The sequence below is a fragment of the Rubrivivax gelatinosus genome, assembly GCF_004340905.1.
Taxonomy (GTDB): domain Bacteria; phylum Pseudomonadota; class Gammaproteobacteria; order Burkholderiales; family Burkholderiaceae_C; genus Rubrivivax; species Rubrivivax gelatinosus.
Genome location: NZ_SLXD01000006.1, coordinates 151,877 through 171,833 on the forward strand (window position 1 = coordinate 151,877; position 19,957 = coordinate 171,833).

Sequence of the window (19,957 nt, forward strand, 5' to 3'; positions counted from 1 at the left end):
GCAGATGATGCAGCAACCGTGCCCGCGCTCAGGACCTGAACAGCCGCGAGTACTGCGCCTCGTGCCGCGCCGACAGCACGGCCAGCATCGGCGCGAAGGCGACGCGGCCGGCGTCGTCGGTGGCCAGCGCACGCTCGACGGCCGGTGGCAGTGCCGCGGCCAGTGCGGCCAGGATGCGCTGCGCCGCGGCCTGGCCCAGCGGCACGGCCTTCATCGCCGCCTGCACCAGGTTCTCGGCCCAGCCGAAGCCGAAGGCCAGCAGCGCCTCGCGTTCGGCGGCGCCGGCCAGCACTGCGGCGAGCGCGAAGCCGACCGGCCAGGTCGGCGCCGGCGGCAGCGCGGCCAGCGCGGCGATGCGCGCATCGCCGGCCTGCTCGCCGTTCTTCAGCCACTCGACCAGTGAACGCCCCATCTGCTCGGCCTGCAGCCGGAACTCGGCGCTCTCGCGGCTGGCCTGCACCCAGTCGTTGAGCTCGTGCACGCGCGCCGTGTCGCCATCGCGCCAGGCGCGCATGGCCTGCACCAGCACGGGGCCGTCGGCCCGCGCCAGCGTCAGCTCCAGCTGCGCCAGCAGCCAGTCGCGCGCGCCGGCCTCGCCCTGCAGCCGGCCGGCCTCGACCGCGGCCTCCAGGCCCTCGGAGTAGCTGAAGCCACCGACGGGCAGTGCCGGCGAGGCCAGCCAGATCAGGCGCAGCAGCGTCGGCGCCTGCACCTCAGCGTGGGCCGTGGTGGCCGCCGCCGCCGCAGCCGCCGTGGCCACCGCAGCCGCCGTGCCCCCCGCAGCCGCCGTGTGCATGAGCGTGGGCATGCTCGTGGGCATGGCCGTGCGCCTGCGGGTGTGCAGCCTCGTGCTCGTGGCCGCAGCAGCCGCCGGCGGGGGCGTGCCCGTGGTCGTGGCCATGGTCGTGGCCGCAGGCCGCCGCCGTGTCCTGTGCCGGGGCCTTCGTGTGGCCGTGATCGTGGCCGCAGCCGCCCGTCGCGTGCTCGTGGCCGCAGCCGCCGTGGTCGTGGGCATGTTCATGGCCATGACCGTGTCCCTCCGCGGCGTAGGCGCCGCCCTCGGGCTCGAAAGATTCGTGCGCCTCGGCGACGTCCAGCCCCATGCGGCGCAGCATCTCGGCGAGCACGTGGTCGGGCTCGAGTTTCAGGTGCTCGTGGCGCAGTTCCAGCGCGACGTGGCGGTTGCCCAGGTGGTAGGCGGCGCGCATCAACTCGAACGGCGAGGCGGCGCGCACGACGAGCACCGGCTGCGCCGCCGCGCCCACGCGCAGCAGCGAGCCGTCCTCGGCGACCAGCACGTCGCCGCCTCGCACCACGCTGCCGCGCGGCAGGAACACGCCGAGCGTGCGCCCGGCGCTGTCGGTGGCATCGAAGCGGCTCTTCTGGCGCGTGTCCCAGTCCAGCTCGACGGCCGGGGCGCGTTTGAGCAGCGCGCCGGCGAGGCCGCGACCCTGGGGGATGAGCTTGTTGACGGTGAGCATCGGGAGCGATCCTGTTCGGGGCGGCCGGGCCGCCCGGGGGCACACAGTCTAGCCTTCGCCGGGCATCAGGCCGGCTGCGCCAGCGTGCCGTCCTCGGGCTCGGGCAGCGTGAAGCTGAAGGCCGCGCCGGCGCCCGGCGCGCCGTCGGCCCAGACGCGCCCGCCGTGGCGGCGCACGACCCGTGCCACCGTCGCCAGGCCGACGCCGGTGCCGGGGAACTCGCGGCTGCTGTGCAGCCGCTGGAAGGGCTGGAACAGCCGGTGTGCGTGCGCGGCGTCGAAACCGGCGCCGTTGTCGCGCACGATGAAGACGCGCTCGCCGTTGAAGACCTCGGACGACACCTCGACCACCGGCTCCTCGGCGCGCGAGGAGTACTTCCAGGCGTTGGCCAGCAGGTTGTGCAGCGCGATGCGCAGCAGCCCGGGGTCACCGACGACGCTCATGCCGGCTTCGACCCGCAGGTCGACGTGGTACTCCGGGTCGGCGTCGGCCAGCTCGGCGGCGATCTCGTAGGCCATGGCGCTCAGGTCCACCGGCTGCGGCTCGAGTGCGCGCCGGCCCACGCCCGACAGCGTCAGCAGGTCTTCGGTGAGCCGCACCATGTTGGCGACGCTGTTCTCGGCGTGGTGAAGGATCTCCAGCGCCGGATCGGGCAGCGTGTGGCCGTGTTTCTGGCGCAGCAGCTGCATCACGCCGTGAATGCCGTGGAGCGGGCCGCGCAGGTCGTGCGAGGCCGAGTAGGTGAAGGCGCGCAGCTCCTCGTTGGCATGCTCGAGTTCGGCGGTGCGTTCGCGCACCTTGTGTTCCAGCGTCTCGCGGTGGCGGCGTTCGGCCTCGGCGCTGCGGCGGATCTGCGCCATCGCCACCCACAGCAGCACCGACAGCGCGGCGACGACGCCGGCGACGCCGAAGGCCAGCGTCAGCACCCGCTGGCGCCAGGGTGCCAGCAGCGGGTCCAGGTCCTGGCCGATGCCCACCAGCAGCGACGGCTGGCCGATCTCGCGGTAGGTCAGCAGGCGTTCGACGCCGTCGATCATGCTGGCCGCCTGCAGCGTGACCGGGCCGGTCAGCGGACGAGGCTGGCGAAAGACCGGCGACAGCACCGACATGTCCAGCCCGGGCGGCATCGAGGCGTAGTGCGGGTGCCGCAGCAGCAGCGTGCCGTCGTCGCGTGCGAGCACCAGGCTCTGCGCCGCGGAGAGCTGCAGCTCGCGGTAGAAACGTTCCAGATGCTCGGTGTCGAGCACCGCGACCGCGATGCCCGTCACGGCGCCGTCGGCGCCGAGCATGCGTCGCATCACCGGGATCGCCGGCGCCTGCGGGCTGCCGAGCGGCTGGCCGACCCGCAGGCGTTCGTCGGGGTCGGCCAGCCGCCGCGCCAGGGCCGCGCGCAGCGCCGTCGACATGCGCAGCACGTCGTCGTCGCCGCTGCTGGCCTGCAGATCGAGTTCGGGGCCGAAGACCGCGAGCCAGCGCACCTGCGGCAGCAGGGCCCGCTTGCGCGCCAGATCGCGCTGGATCGCCTCCGGGGCGCGCCCCGCCGCGGCGTCCAGCGCCATCGTCCCGAGCGCCGCGTCCACCGCGTCCAGACTGCGTCGCACGTGCTCCTCGAGCGCGCGCGTCAGCGTCGCGGCCTGTTCCGTGGCGGTGGCGAGGCGGTCGTGCCGCTCCTGGCGCCCGTAGAGGATCGCCGCCGTGCACAGCAGCAACACCGTCAGCAGGAAGGCGGCCAGCAGGCTCTGTTCGAGCCGCCGGTGGAAGAGATCCCGCGCCATGGCGGGCGATAGATTCATGGGCTGCCTGTTCCGCGCGGTACTACTGCGCGCCTTCGTGCATCCCCCCGGCAGATGAGGGGTTCCTGCGGGCGCGATTCTGCCCGGCCGGCCAGCAGTCTAGCGAGCCCGAGCGGGCGTTGCCGAGCGGACCATGCGGGATTTCATTGGTCGAAGTTCACGCGCAGCCCGATCCAGAACGCGCGCGGTGCGCCCGGGCCGACGAAACGTTCGTCGGTCCAGTCGTCGGGCGCGAGCAGCCTGCCCTGGGCGTCGAAGGCGTTTTCGCCCAGCGCGCCGGCGCTCGCCACCTCGCGGTCGAAGACGTTGGCGACGCGGCCGAAGAGTTCCACGCCGTGGGCGACGCGCCAGGTGGCCGTCAGGTCCAGCAGCGCGTAGCCGCCCAGCCGGCCGCTGCCGATGAACTCCTCGCCGTCGGCGCGGTGGCGTCCGTTCTCGTTGCCGCGCACGGTCTGGCTGGACAGCGCACGCCAGGTCGCGCCCACGCTCCAGGCCTGCGACGGCGCCCACTGCGCCGAGGCCTTGAGCTGGTGCGCCGGCAGCCCCGGCAGCCGGTCCCCGGGGCGCACCGCGATCTCGTCGTCGGCCGGGCAGGCCGGGTCGCTGCCGGCGCTGCTGTTGGCCTCGGACACCAGGCAGGCCGGCGACTCGAAGGTCGCGCGCAGCCAGTTGTAGGCCAGGCTCCACGACAGCGGGCCGGCCGCGCGCGAGGCGCCGAGCTCCAGGCCCTGGCGCCGCGTCTTGCCGAAGTTCTTGAAGTAGCCGGCCGATCGCCCGTTGCTGATGAACAGCAGGTCGTCGCGGTTCTCGGTGGCGAACAGCGAGGCGTTCCAGCGCCAGCCGTCGGCGCGCCCGCGCACGCCGGCCTCGGCGGTGCGCGAGACGACCTGCTCGAGCGGCGGGTCCGATTGCAGCGCGTTGGGCAGCACGCAGGCGTTGTCCGGGTCCGAACAGCCGAGTTCGATCGGGCTGGGCGCGCGTGTGCCCTGGCTGAGCTGGCCGTAGACCGTCAGCGCCGGGTTCGCCTGCCAGGTCAGGCCGGCGGCGGGGTTGAGCTTGCGGTAGCGCGCGTCGGCGTCGAGTTCGGTGTCCAGGCCGAGCTCGGCGCGCCCGCGGTCGACCGTCGTCACCTGCGTCTGCTGCCAGCGGGCCGACAGCGTCAGCTGCAGGGTCGGCGCCAGCGCGATCTGGTCGAGTGCCCAGACGCTGGTCGTGCGCGTGCGGCCGCGGATCCAGGCGTCGACCTCGGCCTCCTCGGCGTCGACCACGGCCCGTGTGGCATCGAGCAGGCCTTCGGCCTCGGTCTGGCGGAAATGGCTGCGCGAACGGTCGTAGGCGGCGCCGACGCTGACGCGGTGCGTCGCGCCGGCCCAGGTCGACTGCAGTGCCAGGCCTTCGCCGCGCTGTTCGGTCGCGGTGCGGTTCTCGACGCCGGTCTCCTCGATCTCGGGCGGGTCGTAGTCGTCGTTCAGGTCGCCGTTGAGCGTGCGCGCGTCGAGCCGGCGCAGGTAGGCGGTGGCCGCCAGGCGCTGCGTCGCGGAGACGTCCCAGCGGCCGTTGAAGGCCAGCATCGTCATGCGGTTGTCGGTGCGATCAGGGCGGGTGTAGATCTGCTCGCGGTCGGCCGCCAGCAGCGTCTCGGGCAGCAGGCCGTTGCCGATCAGCGAGTTGTCGGCATGCGTCAGCGCGAGGTCCCAGTCCAGGGCGCCGCTGCGGGCGCCGGCCTTGGCGAAGACCTGGCGCACGCGGGACGGCGAATGGTCGCGCCAGCCGTCCTCGTTCATCGCGTTGGCGGCCAGGAACAGGTGGCCGCTCTCGCCCAGCCTGCGGCCGTGCGCCAGCCCGGTCTCGATGCGGCCGAAGGAGCCGCCTTCGAGGCTGACCTCGGTGCCGGGGTGGGTGTCGCCGCGTTTGGTCTCCAGCACCAGCGCGCCGCCCAGCGTGTTCAGCCCGAACAGCGGGTTGGCGCCAGGCAGCAGCGTCAGCGACGCGATCGCGCCTTGCGGGATCAGGTCCCAGGAGACGATGTCGCCGAAGGCCTCGTTGACCCGCACGCCGTCCTGGTAGACCGACAGCCCCTGCGGCGTTCCCAGCAGCGGGCTGGCGGTGAAGCCGCGGAAGTTCAGGTCCACCTGGTACGGGTTGCCCTGGATCTCGTTGGCGCTGACGCCGGGCAGCGAGCTCGCGAGGAAGTCGGCGAGGTTGCGGCTCTGAGTGCGCCGCAGGTCCTGGTCGTCGGCGGTCTGCACGTTGGCCGGAACGCGGTCACGGGCGACACCGCTGCCGGGCAGCGGCGAGATGCCGATGATCTCGATGCGTTCGACGACCGGCTGGACCTGCGCATGGGCACAGGTCGCCAGGCAGGCGAGGGCGGCTAGGGCGGGTGCGCTCAGGCGCAGCGGGGCGGGCATGTTCTCTCCTGTCGTGGGTGCTCGGGCTCCTTGTCTCGAGTGGATGGGCGGGTCGGGATCGGGTACGGCCACGTTAAGCGGGTGCCTGGCCGGCGTCCCAGGGAAGAATTCCCGGCCTGCGGGTTCACCCTGTCGGGGATGTCACGCCCCCGCCGGGGCGATGACGCCGTGGCGCCAGGCCAGGTGGGCGAGCGCCGCGGTGGTCGCCACGCCGAGCTTGTCCTTGATCGCGCTCTGATGGTTGGACACCGTCTTGGCCGACAGGCCCAGCGCCTGCGCGCATTCGGCCGCCGAGCGGCCGGCGGCCAGCAGCCGGAAGACCTCGAACTCGCGCGAGCTCAGGCTGGACAGGCGCCCGCCTTCGGACAGCGGGTCGCGCCGGCGCCAGGTCTGTGGCAGGCCGGGGTCCAGCCAGCCCTGGCCGGCGTGCAGCGCACGCACCGCATCGACCAGCAGCTCGGGCGCGGCCGCCTTGCTGAGGTAGCCGCGGGCGCCGCTGTCGAAGGCGCGGCGTACCATGGCCTCGCTGTCGTGCATGCTGAAGACCAGCACCGCGGCGTCGGCGCGGCGCTGGCGCACGCGCGCCAGCAACGCCAGGCCGCCGCCGGGCATCGCCAGGTCGGTGACGAGCACGTCGGGCGCCAGCGCCAGCCAGGCGCGCTCGGCGCTGTCGGCGTCGCCGGCCTCGCCGACGACGTGCAGGCCGCCGGCGGCGTCGAGCAGGCGCCGGTAGCCTTCGCGCACCACCGGGTGGTCATCGGCGACGAGCACGCGGATCGTCATGCCGAGGCCTCCAGCGCCCGCGGCGCGTGGGCGGCGTGCCGCGGCAGCGTCAGCACCACGCGCGTGCCGGCGCCCGGCGCACCGTGCAGCGCCAGCGTGCCGCCCAGCGCCGCCGCCCGTTCGTGCGCGCCCAGCAGGCCGAGCCCGCGGCGCTGGCCTTCGGGCGGCAGGCCGATGCCGTCGTCCTCGACGACCAGCGCCAGCATCGGGCCTTCGTGCGCCAGCAGCACGCCCACGCTGCGGGCCTGCGCATGGCGCATCACGTTGGTCAGCGCTTCCTGGGCGACGCGGAAGACGACCAGCTCGACCTCGTCGTCCAGCTCGAGGGCGGCCGTGCGGGCGTCGTGGAAGCGGCACTGGACGCCGCTGCGGGCCTGCCAGCCCTCGCACAGCTCCTGCAGCGAGGCGGCCAGCCCCAGCGTGTCCAGATGCAGCGGCCGCAGGCGCTGCAGCAGCGAGCGCACGGCATGCAGCAGCGTCTCGGCCTGGCGGTCGGCGCGTGTCGCGGCGGCCCGTGCGGCGGCGGTGTCGTCGCAGGCGGCGGCGCGGCGCAGCAGCGCGGTCTCCATGCGCAGCGCGGTGCAGGCCTGGCCCATCTCGTCGTGCAGCTCGCGTGCGATCGCCGCGCGTTCGGCCTCCTGCAGCGCGATCAGGCCGCGGGCGAGCTCGCCGTTGCGTTCGGCCAGCCGTGCCGCGTCGGCCAGCGCGCGCTGTTCGGCCACCAGCGCCTGCTCGGCCTCGCGGCGGCGACGCAGGGCGTGCAGCGCCAGGCCGGCGGCCAGCACGCCCAGCGCGATCGCCAGTTCGTCGGCCTGCCAGGATTCGTGGCGCGCCAGGAAGGCCGACAGCGACTCGTGCAGGTCCAGCACCGACGCCAGCACCCAGGTCGCCAGCGCGGTGCCGACGACGGCGGCGAGTTCCAGCGCCGAGCGGCGGCGCAGGTGGGTGGTGGCGCGCGGGGCGGGTGTCATCTCAGCTGCGGCTCATGCCCATGCGGGCGGCGGCCTGCCGCTCGCGTTCGTACTCCTCGCGCAGCCAGCGGCCGTAATCGGCCGGGCCGAGGTAGGCGAGGTCCTGGTCGTAGCGCGCCAGTTCGGCGCCGAAGGCGGGTTCGAACATCGCCCGCCTGAAGGCCTCGTGCAGCGTGGCGACGACCGCCGGCGCCATCCCGCGCGGGCCGCCCAGGCCGTAGGGCGAGGTGGCGACGATCGGGAAGCCGAGTTCGCTGAGCGTCGGCACCTGGGGCCAGCGCGGCGAGCGCCGGGCGGCGAAGGTGGCGAGCAGCCGCAGCCGCCCGCCGTCGACCGCCGGAGCGAAACCGCTGGAGTTGACGCCAGCCATCACCTGGCCCGACTCGATGGCCAGCAGCTGCTCGCTGGTGCCGCGGTAGGGCACATGGATGTAGCGCAGGCCGCGCGCGGTGAACAGTTCCTCCAGCACCACGTGCGGCGTGGTGCCGACACCGTTGGTGGCGACGGTCAGCTCGCCGGGGCGGGCGCGCGCGAACGAGAACAGGTCCTCCAGCGAGCGCCAGGGGCTGGTGGCGCGCACCAGCACGCCGAAGCTCACGCCCGAGATCTGGAGGATCGGCGTGACGTCGCGGATCGGGTCCCAGAGCACGCGCTGGGTGTGCGGCACACGCAGCACCGGCTGCGGGATCTGGGCGATCGTGTGGCCGTCGGGCTCGGCCTGCTGCAGCACCGGCATCGCCAGCGTGCCGCCGGCGCCGCTGCGGTTCTCGATCAGCACGCGCTGGCCCAGGTGCGGCGCGGCGAGTTCGGCCAGCAGCCGCATCGTCAGATCGGTCGCCCCGCCGGGCGGCCAGGGCACCCACAGCGTCACCGGGCGGCTCGGGAACGCGGCCGCGCCGGCGCTGGCAGCGGCCGCGCCGGCTGCCGCCAGCGCGACGGCGGCCAGCAGCCGGCGCCGTGCCGGATTCAGCGCGCGACCCGGCACAGCTTCTCCGGTGCGTCGGCGCCCAGCGTGTCGAGCACGTTGCCCGGGTGCAGCAGGCCCTCGACCGGCGCCTGCGCGATCACGCCCTGGCCGTCGCTCAGCAGGATCGGCTGGCGCAGCTGGCCGTCCCAGGCGCGAAAGCTCATCGGCGTGCCCTTGGAGCCATCCAGCGTGCCGGCGGCCAGGGCCCTGGCCCAGGCCGCGGCCGGGCCCTTGGGGGCGGTGACGGCGGCGCCGACCAGCGCCTTGCCGGCCATCCACGCGGCCCAGTCCTGGGCCGTCATCGGCCGCTTGACGGCCTTGGCGAAGCGGCGCGAGACCTGCGGCGCGCCATAGCGTTCGAATTGCGCATGCCAGGCCAGCGGCACCAGCCCGGCGTCGCCGACCACCGGCCGCGGCAGCGCCGTGCGGTAGGGCAGGGCGCGGCCGAACTCGCCGTCGCCGTCGACGACCCAGACCACGTCGTAGGCGGCGTTGCCGGTCAAGAGCAGCGGGTTGGCGAGCTCGCGCTCGCGCGGGTCGGCCGAGAGCTTGAACGGCCGCTCGGCGACGAGCTTCAGGCCGTAGCGCTTGATCGAGGCCTGCGCGGTGGCCGCGCGCGCGCGGTCCTCGGGCGCCGGGCCGACGAGCATCAGCACCTGGCTCCACTTGCGCGCCACCAGCGTCTGCGCCAGCGCGTCGCTGCGCATGCGATCGCTGGGCAGCAGGTGGTACAGGCGCGGCCGGCAGTCGCTGGCGCGCAGGCGGTCGGCGGCGTCGCCGACGTTGAGCACCGGGATCTTCACCGCGTCGGCGACGGCCAGCGTCCAGTCGGCCGGCAGGTCGACGACGAGCGCCGCGGCGCCCGCCTTCTCGGCGGCGGCCGCGGCGGCACGCGCGGCGTCGCGCGAGGCGGCCTCCCGGGTGTCGACGGCGACGGTGACGCCGGCCGCGTCGAGCTCGAACTGCGCGTCGGTGACCGCCAGCGCCAGGCCGTCGCCGGCCGGGCCGCCGGGCTGGCCGAGGTAGGCGCGTTCGAGCCGCGAGCGCTCCAGCCGGGCATCGTCGGCCGGCAGCAGCAGCGTGGCCTTCAGCGTTGCCGCCGGCGCGGCCGTGCCGGCCAGCGCCAGGGCGGCGCAGGCCGCCAGCGCACGCGGCTTCATTCGACCAGCAGCACGCCGTAGGGCACGCGGCCCACCGGGATGCTCTTGATCGCCTTGGCGCTGGCGACGTCGACGACGGTGACGTCGTCGCTCAGGCCGTTGACGACCCACAGCCGCTGCCCGGCCTTGTCCAGCGCCACGTTCCAGGCGCGCCGGCCGACGAGCGCCAGTGCCGTCACCTTGCGTGTGCCGACGTCGACGAAGGCCACGTGGTTGGCCTTGCCCAGCGCGACGAAGGCCCGGCGGCCGTCGGGCGTCATCGTGATGCCCACCGGCGTGATGTCCTCGGCGCGTGCGCCGCGCACCTCGAACTTCAGCGTCGCGATCACCTCGTGCGTCGCGGTCGAGACGATGCTCACGCTGGCGTCCATCTCGTTGGTCACCCACAGCTCGCGGCCGTCGGGCGTGATCGCCATGCGCCGCGGGCGCTTGCCGACCAAGACGTTCTTCACCACCTTGCCCTGGGCGACGTCGATGACGTGCACCATGCTCGCGACCTCGGAGGTCACGTACAGCGTGCGGCCGTCGGCCGAGACCTTGACGCCCTCGGGCTCCTGGCCGACCTTGACCGTCCGGGTCACCTTGCCGCTTTGCGCGTCGACGAAGCTGGCCTCGCCCTCGTCCTCGTTGGAGACGTAGATCGTGCGCCCGTCGGGCGAGACGTCGAAGGCCTCGGGCTCGTCTCCCAGCGGCACGCGGCGCAGCGACCGGGCCGTCGCCGGGTCGAACACGTCGGCGGCATTGCTCTCGGTGCAGGCCAGCATCACGTGGCCGTCGGGCAGGCGCTGGATGTGGCGTCCGCGCTTGCAGGTCGGCACGGTGCCCTTGACGGCGAGCGTCGCCATGTCGATCAGCGTGACCGCGTCGTCCTTCTCGCTGGACACCCAGGCGGTCCCCTGGGCGAAGGTGGCGGTGGCGGCGGCGGCCAGGATGGCCGCGGCGATGCGGGGGAAACCTCGCACGGTCTGTCTCCTTGTGGTTCGGTTCTGACGGGGCCTCTTGGCGGGCCTCGGGCTGTGGCGATTCAACCAGATGTCGCGGCGCCGCGCCTTCCGCACGAACCAGCAAGGAACCCGCCAGCCCCGTGGCGCCCAAGGTGGCCGCAGGCGCCGCGCCGGCCGCCGGGCCGCGCCGATGACACTCTGTGCCGCAGGCGATGACACGGTTTCGGCGCAGCCTGTCCGCGTGCGGGCCGGCGCGGCGGGACGCGGCTTGTGCGCCCCGCGCCGCGGTGCCGGTGCTTTCCCTATCCGGGTCGTTGCGGAGGCCGGGCCGGGTGGTGGCCGCGACGGCGCCGGCCTTCGTAGGCCGTCGGTGCCCGCAGGCCACGGCGCCGCGCCGCCCGGCCTGCGGCGCGGCGCCGCGGCGGCCTCGAGCCGGCAAGGAACTTGCGGTCGGCCGCCCCGCCGTGTTCTCGACGTCGGGCGGCGGGTCGGTCATCGGGTGACTGGCCGCAGGCGTGAAGACCGGTCCATCAAAGCAAGGAGACAACGATGCGGATTTCGTGGCTTTCACGCCTGCCCTGGTCCGGGCTGGGTCTGGCGTTGGCGGCGCTTCCGGGACTGGCGCTGGCCAACGCGGACGTCGAGAAACTGACCGCCAACCCCAAGAACTGGGCGATGCAGGCGGGCGACATGTACAACCAGCGGCACAGCCAGCTCAAGCAGATCCATGCCGGCAACGTCGGCAAGCTGCAGGTCGCGTGGACCTTCTCCACCGGCGTGCTGCGCGGCCACGAAGGCTCGCCGCTGGTCATCGACGGCACGATGTACCTGCACTCGCCCTTCCCCAACAAGGTCTGGGCGCTGGACCTCGAGACCCAGAAGATCCTCTGGAAGTACGAGCCCAAGCAGGACCCGGCGGTGATCCCGCAGATGTGCTGCGACACCGTCAACCGCGGCCTGGCCTACGCCGAGGGCAAGATCTTCCTGCAGCAGGCCGACAGCAACCTCGTCGCGCTCGACGCCAAGTCGGGCAAGCTGATCTGGACGGTGAAGAACGGCGACCCCAAGCTGGGCGCCGTCAACACCAACGCGCCGCACGTCTTCAAGGACAAGGTCATCACCGGCATCTCCGGCGGCGAGTGGGGCGTGCGCGGCTTCCTCGCGGCCTACGACATCAACACCGGCAAGCAGGTCTGGAAGGGCTACAGCGTCGGCCCCGACGCCGAGATGCTGATCGACCCGGCGAAGACGACGACCTGGATGGACGGCGCCGTCAGGCCCGTCGGCCCCGACTCGTCGCTCAAGACCTGGAAGGGCGACCAGTGGAAGATCGGCGGCGGCACCACCTGGGGCTGGTTCAGCTACGACAAGGCGCTCAACAGCGTCTTCTACGGCAGCGGCAACCCGTCGACCTGGAACCCGGCGCAGCGCCCCGGCGACAACAAGTGGACGATGTCCATCTGGTCGCGTGACGTCGACACCGGCAAGGTCAACTGGGTCTACCAGATGACGCCCTACGACGAGTGGGACTTCGACGGTGTCAACGAGATGATCCTCGCGGACATCAACGTCAAGGGCAAGCCGACCAAGGCCCTGGTGCACTTCGACCGCAACGGCTTCGCCTACACGCTGGACCGCACCAACGGCGCGCTGCTCGTGGCCGAGAAGTACGACCCGGTGGTCAACTGGGCGACGCACGTCGACATGAAGACCGGCCGCCCGCAGGTCGTGTCCAAGTACTCGACGGCGCAGAACGGGCCCGACGTCAACACCAAGGGCATCTGCCCGGCGGCGCTGGGCACCAAGGACCAGCAGCCCGCGGCCTTCGACCCCGACACCAAGCTCTTCTACGTGCCGACGAACCACGTCTGCATGGACTACGAGCCCTTCCAGGTCGAATACACCGCCGGCCAGCCCTACGTCGGGGCGACGCTGTCGATGTACCCGGCGCCGGGCAGCCACGGCGGCATGGGCAACTTCATCACCTGGGACGCCAGCGCCGGCAAGATCGTGCAGTCCAAGGCCGAGAAGTTCTCGGTGTGGAGCGGCGTGCTGACCACCGCCGGCGGCATCGCCTGCTACGGCACGCTCGAGGGTTACCTGAAGTGCGTGGACAAGAAGAACATCTCCAAGGAGCTGTTCCGCTTCAAGACGCCCTCCGGGATCATCGGCAACGTGTTCAGCTACGAGCACAAGGGCAGGCAGTACCTGGGCGTCTTCTCGGGCATCGGCGGCTGGGCCGGCATCGGCATGGCCGCGGGCCTGGAGAAGGACCAGGACGGCCTGGGCGCCGTCGGCGGCTACAAGGAACTGTCCCAGTACACCGAGCTGGGCGGTTCGCTGACGGTGTTCGCGCTGCCGAACTGACGCGCGCTCCCCGGGCCGGCTCCCACCGGGGGGGCCGGCCTTTCCCGAGGGGGCGGCGTCCGACGCGGCGACGCCTCCTTTCCCACGAGGACCTCCGCACATGCTTCGGAAACTGCTGCTGGGTGTCGTGCTGTTCGCGGCCGGCGCGTCGTACGGCCAGAACCAGACCCCGCTCTACACCGTCGTCGACGGCTACAAGGTCGACGCGTTCACGATGAAGGGCTTCCGCACCTGGCGCGCCGCGGCCTGCGACCGCTGCCACGGTGCCAACCAGGAGGGCATGGTCGGCCCGTCGCTGGTCAACAGCCTGAAGGTGCTGAGCAAGGAAGAGTTCGTCAAGACGGTGCGCGACGGCCGCCTGGACAAGGGCATGCAGAGCTTCGGCAGCAGCCAGCAGGTGATGGACAACATCGACGCGCTCTACGCCTACCTGAAGGGGCGTTCCGACGGCGCCATCACGCGCGCCAAGGTGGAGCCGATCCCGCAATGAACACGCCACGAGTCTTCGCCGCCGCCGTGCTGGCCATGGCCTGCGGCGCCGCCTCAGCGCAGGACGCGCCGCGCCAGGCGCTCAAGGTCTGCCAGGACCCGAACAACCTGCCCTTCTCCAACGAGCGCGGCGAAGGCATCGAGAACCGCATCGCCGAGGTCTTCGGCAAGGCCCTGGGCCTGCCGGTGAGCTACTACGCCTTCCCGCAGCGCATGAACTTCATCCGCAACACGCTGCGCTACAAGCTGCCGGGGCAGGACTACCCCTGCGACGTCGTGCTCGGCGTGCCCGCCGGCTTCGAGCAGGTGTCGGCGACCAAACCCTATTACCGCTCGACCTACGCGCTGGTCTACGCCAGCGGCCGCGGCCTGGACGGCGTGACCAGCGGCGAGCAGTTCCTCGCGCTCGACCGCGAGCGCCTGGCCAGGCTGCGCATCGGCCTGTACGACCGTTCGCCGGCCTCGGCCTGGCTGGCCAAACACGGCCTCGTCGACAGCGGCGTGCCGTATCCGATCCTGAGCCCCGACCCCGACAACAACCCCGGCCAGATGCTCGAACGCGACCTCGCCGGCGGCAAGCTCGACGCGGCCATCGTCTGGGGCCCGATCGCCGGCTTCGTCGCCCAGCGCGTGAAGAGCCCGAAGCTCGTCGTCGTGCCGCTGGCCAGCGAGCCCGGCGTCAAGTTCGACTACGCGATCGCGATGGGCGTGCGCTACGGCGAACCCGAGTGGAAGCGGCAGATCGAGCAGCTGATCGACAGCCACCGCGGCGAGATCCGCCAGATCCTGCAGTCCTACGGCGTGCCGCTCCTCGAGACGGACGCCGGCACCAGATGAGCGCCGCCGCCCTCCAGACCCGCCGGCGGTGGCTGCGGCTGGCGGCCGCATGGCCGGCGCTCGCCGCCTGGCCCGTGCGGGCCGCCGACGCCTCGGCGCCGGTCGAGTACTCGGCCGCCGAACGTGCGCTGTTCGTCGAAGCCCATCTCGCCGGGCTGGAGCCGCCGCTGGAACTGGCCTACCGCTTCAGCCGCCGCGGCAGCCTGGAGCCCGCGCTCGACGACCGCGTCACGCTGGCGCTGGCCGCCAAGGACAGCGGCGGCTGCTGCCGGGCGCAGGCGCGTTTCCTCTCCGGCGCCGAGCAGCTCGAGCTGCCCGAGGTCGAGGACGCCCAGGGCAACCCGGTGATCCTGTACTTCCTCGAACGCGACGTGCGCGAGATGCAGCGCCGCACCCGGGGCCAGTCGGGCTACTTCCGCAAGCGCATCCGCATGGCGGTGGCGCAGTCGGCCACGCTGCGCGAGACCACGCTGCCCTACGCCGGGCGCCGCGTGCCGGCGCGCGAGGTCGAGATCGCACCCTACGTCGACGACCCGCTGCGCGCGCGTTTCCAGGGCCTGGCCGACAAACGCTACCTGTTCACGCTGTCGCCGGCCGTGCCCGGCGGCGTCTACGCCATCGCCACCCGCGCTGCCGGCCCGGCCGTCGGCGCGCCCCCGCTCGTCGCCGAGGAGTTGCTGGCCGACGGCGCCACCACGACGCTCGCGCGCCTCGCAGGCTGATGACCCCATGAAGCTGCTTCCTCTGCTCGCCGCCCTGATCGCCACGACCGCCGCCGTCGCCGCGCCGCCGAAGAAGGGCCACGACTACCCCACCGTCGAACGCGTGCTCTACGTGCAGCAGTGCATGCGCGAGCACCCCGGGCCGTTCTACGAGATGGCCAACAAGTGCTCCTGCGCGCTGGACCGCATCGCCGCCGAGGTCAGCCTGGACGATTTCGTCGAGATGAACACCGTCGTCAACGCGATGACGATCGGCGGCGAACGCGGCAGCGAGCTGCGCGACAACGCCGGCGCGAAGGAGCAGGTCAAGCGCTGGAAGGCGCTGCAGGCGCGCGTGCAGCCGGCCTGCTTCATCGGCGCCGGCCCGGGAGCCGCGGCACGATGAACACCCTGGGGCGCGCCGTCGCCGCCGTCGTGCTCGCGCTGGGGGCCGCCGTGGCGGCTGCCGCCGAGCCGGCGCCGCGCGGCTTCGCGCCCGATGCCGATCCGGCCGCCAGCCCGATCTGGCAGAAGGTGCGTGCCAGCCTGTTCGGCACGCGCGAGATCGCCCCCGCCGGCGCCGAGGTGCTGGAGCTGCAGGCGCCGCTGCGCGCCGTCGATGCCGGCGTCGTGCCGGTGTCGGTGCGCAGCCGCCTGCCGCAGACCGGCGCGTCCTACGTCAGCACGATCTACCTCGTCGTCGACGCCAACCCGTCGCCGATCTCGGCAATCCTGCGTTTCGCGCCCGAGAGCGGCCGCGCCGAGCTGCAGACCCGGCTGCGCATCGACCAGTACAGCCACCTGCGCGCGATCGCCGAAACCAGCGACGGGCGGCTCTTCATGGCGACACGTTTCGTCAAGGCCTCGGGCGGCTGCTCGGCCGCGCCCGGCGCCGACGCGGCCGCGGCGCTGGCGACGATCGGCCAGATGCGGCTGCGCCTGGTCGGCGACCCCGCCGGACGCGAGCCGGTGCTGGCGCAGCTGCAGATCAGCCACCCCAACCACACCGGGCTGGCGATGGACCCGTTGACCCGGGCTTACACGCCCGCGCACTACCTGCGCCAGCTCGAGGTGCGCCACGCCGGGCGAACGGTGTTCTCGGCCGACCTGGACTTCTCGATCAGCGAGAACCCCTGGTTCCGCTTCCCCTTCCTGCCGCAGGGCGACGGCCGCCTGGAGGTCGAGGCCGTGGACACCCAGGGGCGGCGCTGGGCCGGCGTGCCGACGCCGCAGGCCGAATGAGAGCGGCGCTCGCCCTGGCGCTGGCGGCCGCGGCCTGCGCGGCGCAGGCCGCACCCTATGCCTGGATCACCAACCAGGGCAGCCACGACGTCTCGGTGATCGACCTGGCCGAGGAGCGTGTCGTCGCCACGGTGCCGGTCGGGCGCTCGCCGGCCGGTGTCGTGGCTTCGGCGGCGGCCGGCCGGGTCTTCGTCTCCAACCCCGACAGCCGCACGATCTCGGTCATCGACATGCACGCGCGCCGCGTCGTCGCGACGCTGGACGCCGGCAGCGGCCCGGTCGGCCTGGACGCCTCGGCCGACGGACGGCGCCTCGTCGCCGCCGACTGGTACGCCAACCGCCTGCTGGTCTGGGACACGGCGCGTCTGGACGCCGCGCCGCGCGCCATCGCCGTCGGCCGTGCGCCGGCCGGCGTCGTGGTGCAGGCCGACGGGCGCGCCGCCTGGGTCGCCGAACGCGACGACGACAGCGTCGCGCTCGTCGACCTGGAGCGCGGCACCGTGACGGCGAGGGTGGCCGTCGGCTCGCACCCCTTCGCGCTGCTGCTCGACGCGCCGCGCGGGCGGCTCTATGCGCTGAACGTGCAGAGCGACGAGGTCTCGGTCGTCGACACCGCGCGTGCGGCCGTCGTCGCCACCGTCGCCGTCGGCCACGCGCCCTACGGTGCGGCGCTGGCCGCCGGCGGCCGGCTGCTGTACGTGACGAACCAGCACGACGACAGCGTCAGCGTGCTCGACGCCGAAGGCCTGACGGTGCTGCGCACGCTGCACGGCTTCGGCTACCCCGAAGGCGTGGCCGCCTGGGGCGACCGCGTCGTCGTCGTCAACTGGATGGACGACGCGGTCAGCGTGCTCGACGCCGAGACCGGTGCCGAGCGCCGCCGCATCGCCACCGGCCGCAACAGCCGCGGTTTCGGCGCCTTCATCGGCGCGCCGGCCGCTCCCTGACCCACGAGGAGAACGAACCCGATGATCAGCCGCAGAACCGTCGTCTTCACCGCCGCCCTCGTGCTCGCCGCCGGCGCCGCCGTCGCCCACGGGCCCTCGCGCCTGAAGGTGACCGAAACGATCACGATCGCGGCGCCGCCGGCCGCCGTCTGGGCGCGCCTGCGCAACTTCGACGCGCTGAAGGACTGGCACCCGGCCGTCGCGCAGAGCCCGGCCAGCCAGGGCAACGAGATCGGCTCGGTGCGCGAGATCGTGCTCAAGGACGGCGGCAAGCTCAGCGAGCGCCTGGAGCGCTGGGACGACACGGCGATGAGCTACAGCTACCGCGCCGCGCCGGGCGGCGCGCTGCCGGTGACCAACTACGCGTCGACGATCACCGTGCGCGCCGAAGGCGAGGGCAGCGTCGTCGAGTGGCGCGGCGCCTTCTACCGCGGCTGGCCGAACAACGACCCGCCGCCGGACCAGAACGACGACGCCGCGGAGCGCGCGGTCACCGCGGTCTACCAGTCCGGGCTGGGCAGCCTGAAGCGCCTGGTCGAAGGCCGCTGACGATGGACCGTCGCCGCCGCCGCGCCCTGCTCGCCCTGGCGCTTGCGCCGGCGGTGCTGGCCGCGTGCGCGTCGGCCGCGGCCGGCCCGGCGCCGCGTGCGCTGGCCGAGGGCGTGTGGTGGGTGGCCGGCAGCGGCGGCGCGGCGGCGCCGGCCAACGCGGGGCGAATCGGCAACAGCGGTTTCGTCGTCGGCCCGGCGGGTGTCGTCGCGCTCGACACCGGCACCTCGTACGCGCACGGCCGGGCGTTGATCGCGGCCATCCGCGCCACGACCGAGCGGCCGCTGGCGCTGGCGCTGATCACCCACGTGCGCCCGGAGGCCTTGTTCGGCGCCACCGCGTTCCGCGAGGCCGGCGTGCCGGTGGCGATGCACCGGCAGGCCGCACGGCTGATGCGCTCGCGCTGCGACGGCTGCCTGGCGCAGCTGCGCCAGACGCTGGGGGATGCGGCGATGGCGGGCTCCGCGGTCATCGCGCCGGACCACGAGTTCGACGGCCCGACGACGCTGCACCAGGCCGGCCGGCCGCTGGAGCTGCTGCACGACGGCCACGCCAGCGGGCCGGGCGACGTCGCGCTGTGGGACCCGGCGCGGCGCGTGCTGTTCGCCGGCGGCCTGGTCGAGAACCGGCGCGTGCCGGCGATCGACGACGCCGACCTGCCCGGCTGGCAGCGTGCGCTGGCGTCGCTGGCCGCGCTGCAGCCGCGGGTGGTGGTGCCCGCGCACGGCCCGGCCGCCGGGCCCGAGGCCATCGCCGCGACCTCGGCCTATCTCGCCGCGCTGGACGAACGTGCGCGCGCCCTGGTGGCCGACGGCACCTCACTGATCGACGTGCCCGAGGCCGCGGCGCTGCCGGCCTACGCCGGCTGGGACGAGTACGAGGTGATCCACCGCCGCAACGCCTCGATCGCCTTCCTGCGCGCCGAACGGGCGCTGCTCTTCGGCGAGGCGGCGCGATGAGCCCGACACGCCGCGACGGCCTGCGCGTGCTGGCGGCCTGCGTGCTGGGCGGCGCCGCGCCGGCGCTGCGGGCGGCACCCGGCGGGCTGCCGTCGGCGGCCGACGGCGACTCCTCGCCGGCCTGGGAGGTGCTGCGCGCCCGTCTCTTCGGCGAGCGCCCGATGGCGGCGCAGGACGCGGTGCAGCTCGTCGCGCCGAAGCGCGCGCCCTACGGCGCCTCGGTGCCGGTGAAGATCGTGCCGGCCTTCGCTCAGACGCCCGCGCGCTGGGTGAAGCGGCTGACGCTGGTCGTCGACCACAACCCCTCGCCGCTGGCCGCGGTGCTGGATCTGACGCCGGCGCTGGGCTTCGCCGAGTTCGAGACCCGGCTGCGTGTCGACCAGTACAGCCACGTGCGGGTCGTCGCCGAGCTGTCCGACGGCACGCTGCACACCGACTCGCGCTACGTGAAGACCAGCGGCGGCTGCTCCGCGCCGCCCAACCGCGACGCCCCGGAGCACATCGGCCGCACGCTGGTGCGCCTGCTGGAGCCGGCGCGGCGCGGCGTGGCTGGCGCCGCCGAGGTGACGGTGCTGCACCCCAACGACACCGGCTTCGAGCTCGACCAGAGCACGCTGCTCTACATCCCGGCGCACTTCGTGCGGTCGCTCGCCGTGCGCTGGGCCGGCGCGCCGCTGTTCGACGCCGAGCTCGACTTCTCGGTCAGCGAGAACCCGAGCTGGCGCTTTCGCTTCGTGCCCCAAGGCCCGGGCGAGCTGCACGCCGAGGTCCTCGACACGCATGACGAACGTTTCGTCGGCCGGCTGGACGTGGAGCCCGCGGCATGAGGCGGCGCCTGCTGCTGTCGCTGCCGCTGGCGCTGGCCGCCGTTGGCGCCGTCGCCGGCGTTCCGGTGGCCTATGCGCCCGTCGTCGTGCAGCCGCGCGCCGTCGACGGCCACCAGGAGTACGACCTGCGCCCGGCGCTGGAGCGTGCGCGGCGCGAGAACCGGCGGCTCTACGTCTACCTCGGCGCGCACGACTGCGGCTTCTGCAGGCGCTACGAACGTTTCCTCGAGCAGCACGCCGCCGAGCTCGTGCCCGAGTTCAACAAGGGCTGGATCGTCGTCGACCTGCGCAGCAGCCTGGCGACCGGCGCCACCCGGCTGTGGCTGCAGACCGGGCCGCAGGCGCTGGCCTATGGCGACTTCCAGCGTGCGCTCGGCGACGAACGAGCGCGCCAGCTGATCTATCCCAGCGTCTGGCTGCTCGACGGCCAGGCGCGGCCGCTGATGCCGATGCCCGCGGGCACCGGCACCTTCGAGACCGTTCCCGAGCAGCTGGAGATCCTCCGGCTCGAACAGTAGGGCGCCCAGCC

The 19,957-nt window shown here is 73.5% G+C and carries 20 protein-coding genes; 11 read left to right on the top strand and 9 right to left on the bottom strand.

The window, feature by feature from the left end; all coding sequences use genetic code 11:
• Positions 1-28: 28 nt before the first annotated feature.
• The 9 genes from EV684_RS11095 to EV684_RS11135 form a co-directional block, all read right to left on the bottom strand.
• Entirely contained in the window at positions 29-712 is a 684-nt protein-coding gene (locus EV684_RS11095; protein ID WP_132647168.1) for an urease accessory protein UreF, read from the bottom strand.
• 1 nt (position 713) lies between these two features.
• Positions 714-1,481, bottom strand: coding sequence for an urease accessory protein UreE (gene ureE / locus EV684_RS11100; protein WP_132647170.1), 768 nt, complete (start codon positions 1,479-1,481; stop codon positions 714-716).
• A gap of 65 nt (positions 1,482-1,546) precedes the next feature.
• Positions 1,547-3,274: a sensor histidine kinase gene (locus EV684_RS11105; RefSeq protein ID WP_132647172.1), complete on the bottom strand. Its 1,728-nt coding sequence runs from the start codon at positions 3,272-3,274 to the stop codon at positions 1,547-1,549.
• Between the two features lie 143 nt (positions 3,275-3,417).
• Positions 3,418-5,685: a TonB-dependent receptor gene (locus EV684_RS11110; protein ID WP_132647174.1), complete on the bottom strand. Its 2,268-nt coding sequence runs from the start codon at positions 5,683-5,685 to the stop codon at positions 3,418-3,420.
• 141 nt (positions 5,686-5,826) lie between these two features.
• Complete coding sequence (locus EV684_RS11115) at positions 5,827-6,468, bottom strand: response regulator transcription factor (RefSeq protein WP_132647176.1); 642 nt, start codon at positions 6,466-6,468, stop codon at positions 5,827-5,829.
• Entirely contained in the window at positions 6,465-7,439 is a 975-nt protein-coding gene (locus tag EV684_RS11120) for a sensor histidine kinase (RefSeq protein ID WP_132647178.1), read from the bottom strand. The genes EV684_RS11115 and EV684_RS11120 overlap by 4 nt, the downstream gene beginning before the upstream one ends.
• A 1-nt stretch (position 7,440) precedes the next feature.
• Positions 7,441-8,424: a tripartite tricarboxylate transporter substrate binding protein gene (locus EV684_RS11125; protein ID WP_132647180.1), complete on the bottom strand. Its 984-nt coding sequence runs from the start codon at positions 8,422-8,424 to the stop codon at positions 7,441-7,443.
• Positions 8,406-9,566 carry a type 1 periplasmic-binding domain-containing protein gene (locus EV684_RS11130; RefSeq protein ID WP_132647182.1) on the bottom strand — a complete coding sequence of 387 codons (1,161 nt, stop codon included), beginning with the start codon at positions 9,564-9,566 and terminating at the stop codon, positions 8,406-8,408. Before EV684_RS11130 ends, EV684_RS11125 begins: the two co-directional genes overlap by 19 nt.
• Positions 9,563-10,528, bottom strand: coding sequence for a PQQ-dependent catabolism-associated beta-propeller protein (locus tag EV684_RS11135; RefSeq protein WP_132647184.1), 966 nt, complete (start codon positions 10,526-10,528; stop codon positions 9,563-9,565). Before EV684_RS11135 ends, EV684_RS11130 begins: the two co-directional genes overlap by 4 nt.
• A 531-nt stretch (positions 10,529-11,059) precedes the next feature.
• On the opposite strand from EV684_RS11135, the gene EV684_RS11140 reads away from it, so the two are divergent.
• The 11 genes from EV684_RS11140 to EV684_RS11190 all read left to right on the top strand — a co-directional run bounded on the left by EV684_RS11140 (position 11,060) and on the right by EV684_RS11190 (position 19,946).
• Entirely contained in the window at positions 11,060-12,877 is a 1,818-nt protein-coding gene (locus tag EV684_RS11140; RefSeq protein WP_132647186.1) for a methanol/ethanol family PQQ-dependent dehydrogenase, read from the top strand.
• A 100-nt stretch (positions 12,878-12,977) separates the two neighbouring features.
• Positions 12,978-13,367: a c-type cytochrome gene (locus EV684_RS11145; protein WP_132647188.1), complete on the top strand. Its 390-nt coding sequence runs from the start codon at positions 12,978-12,980 to the stop codon at positions 13,365-13,367.
• Positions 13,364-14,203 (top strand): substrate-binding domain-containing protein, encoded by an 840-nt coding sequence (locus EV684_RS11150; protein ID WP_132647190.1) that lies wholly within the window; start codon positions 13,364-13,366, stop codon positions 14,201-14,203. Before EV684_RS11145 ends, EV684_RS11150 begins: the two co-directional genes overlap by 4 nt.
• Positions 14,200-14,925 (top strand): hypothetical protein, encoded by a 726-nt coding sequence (locus EV684_RS11155; protein ID WP_132647192.1) that lies wholly within the window; start codon positions 14,200-14,202, stop codon positions 14,923-14,925. Before EV684_RS11150 ends, EV684_RS11155 begins: the two co-directional genes overlap by 4 nt.
• A gap of 7 nt (positions 14,926-14,932) precedes the next feature.
• Entirely contained in the window at positions 14,933-15,310 is a 378-nt protein-coding gene (locus tag EV684_RS11160; RefSeq protein WP_132647194.1) for a hypothetical protein, read from the top strand.
• Positions 15,307-16,146, top strand: a complete 840-nt coding sequence (locus EV684_RS11165; protein WP_132647196.1) for a quinoprotein dehydrogenase-associated SoxYZ-like carrier — start codon at positions 15,307-15,309, stop codon at positions 16,144-16,146. Before EV684_RS11160 ends, EV684_RS11165 begins: the two co-directional genes overlap by 4 nt.
• Positions 16,143-17,093, top strand: coding sequence for a YVTN family beta-propeller repeat protein (locus EV684_RS11170; RefSeq protein ID WP_132647197.1), 951 nt, complete (start codon positions 16,143-16,145; stop codon positions 17,091-17,093). Before EV684_RS11165 ends, EV684_RS11170 begins: the two co-directional genes overlap by 4 nt.
• A gap of 21 nt (positions 17,094-17,114) precedes the next feature.
• Complete coding sequence (locus EV684_RS11175; protein ID WP_132647199.1) at positions 17,115-17,642, top strand: SRPBCC family protein; 528 nt, start codon at positions 17,115-17,117, stop codon at positions 17,640-17,642.
• Positions 17,643-17,644: 2 nt separating this feature from the next.
• Positions 17,645-18,601, top strand: a complete 957-nt coding sequence (locus tag EV684_RS11180) for an MBL fold metallo-hydrolase (RefSeq protein ID WP_132647201.1) — start codon at positions 17,645-17,647, stop codon at positions 18,599-18,601.
• Complete coding sequence (locus EV684_RS11185) at positions 18,598-19,428, top strand: quinoprotein dehydrogenase-associated SoxYZ-like carrier (protein WP_132647203.1); 831 nt, start codon at positions 18,598-18,600, stop codon at positions 19,426-19,428. Before EV684_RS11180 ends, EV684_RS11185 begins: the two co-directional genes overlap by 4 nt.
• Positions 19,425-19,946: a thioredoxin domain-containing protein gene (locus EV684_RS11190; RefSeq protein WP_132647205.1), complete on the top strand. Its 522-nt coding sequence runs from the start codon at positions 19,425-19,427 to the stop codon at positions 19,944-19,946. Before EV684_RS11185 ends, EV684_RS11190 begins: the two co-directional genes overlap by 4 nt.
• Positions 19,947-19,957 lie beyond the last annotated feature (11 nt).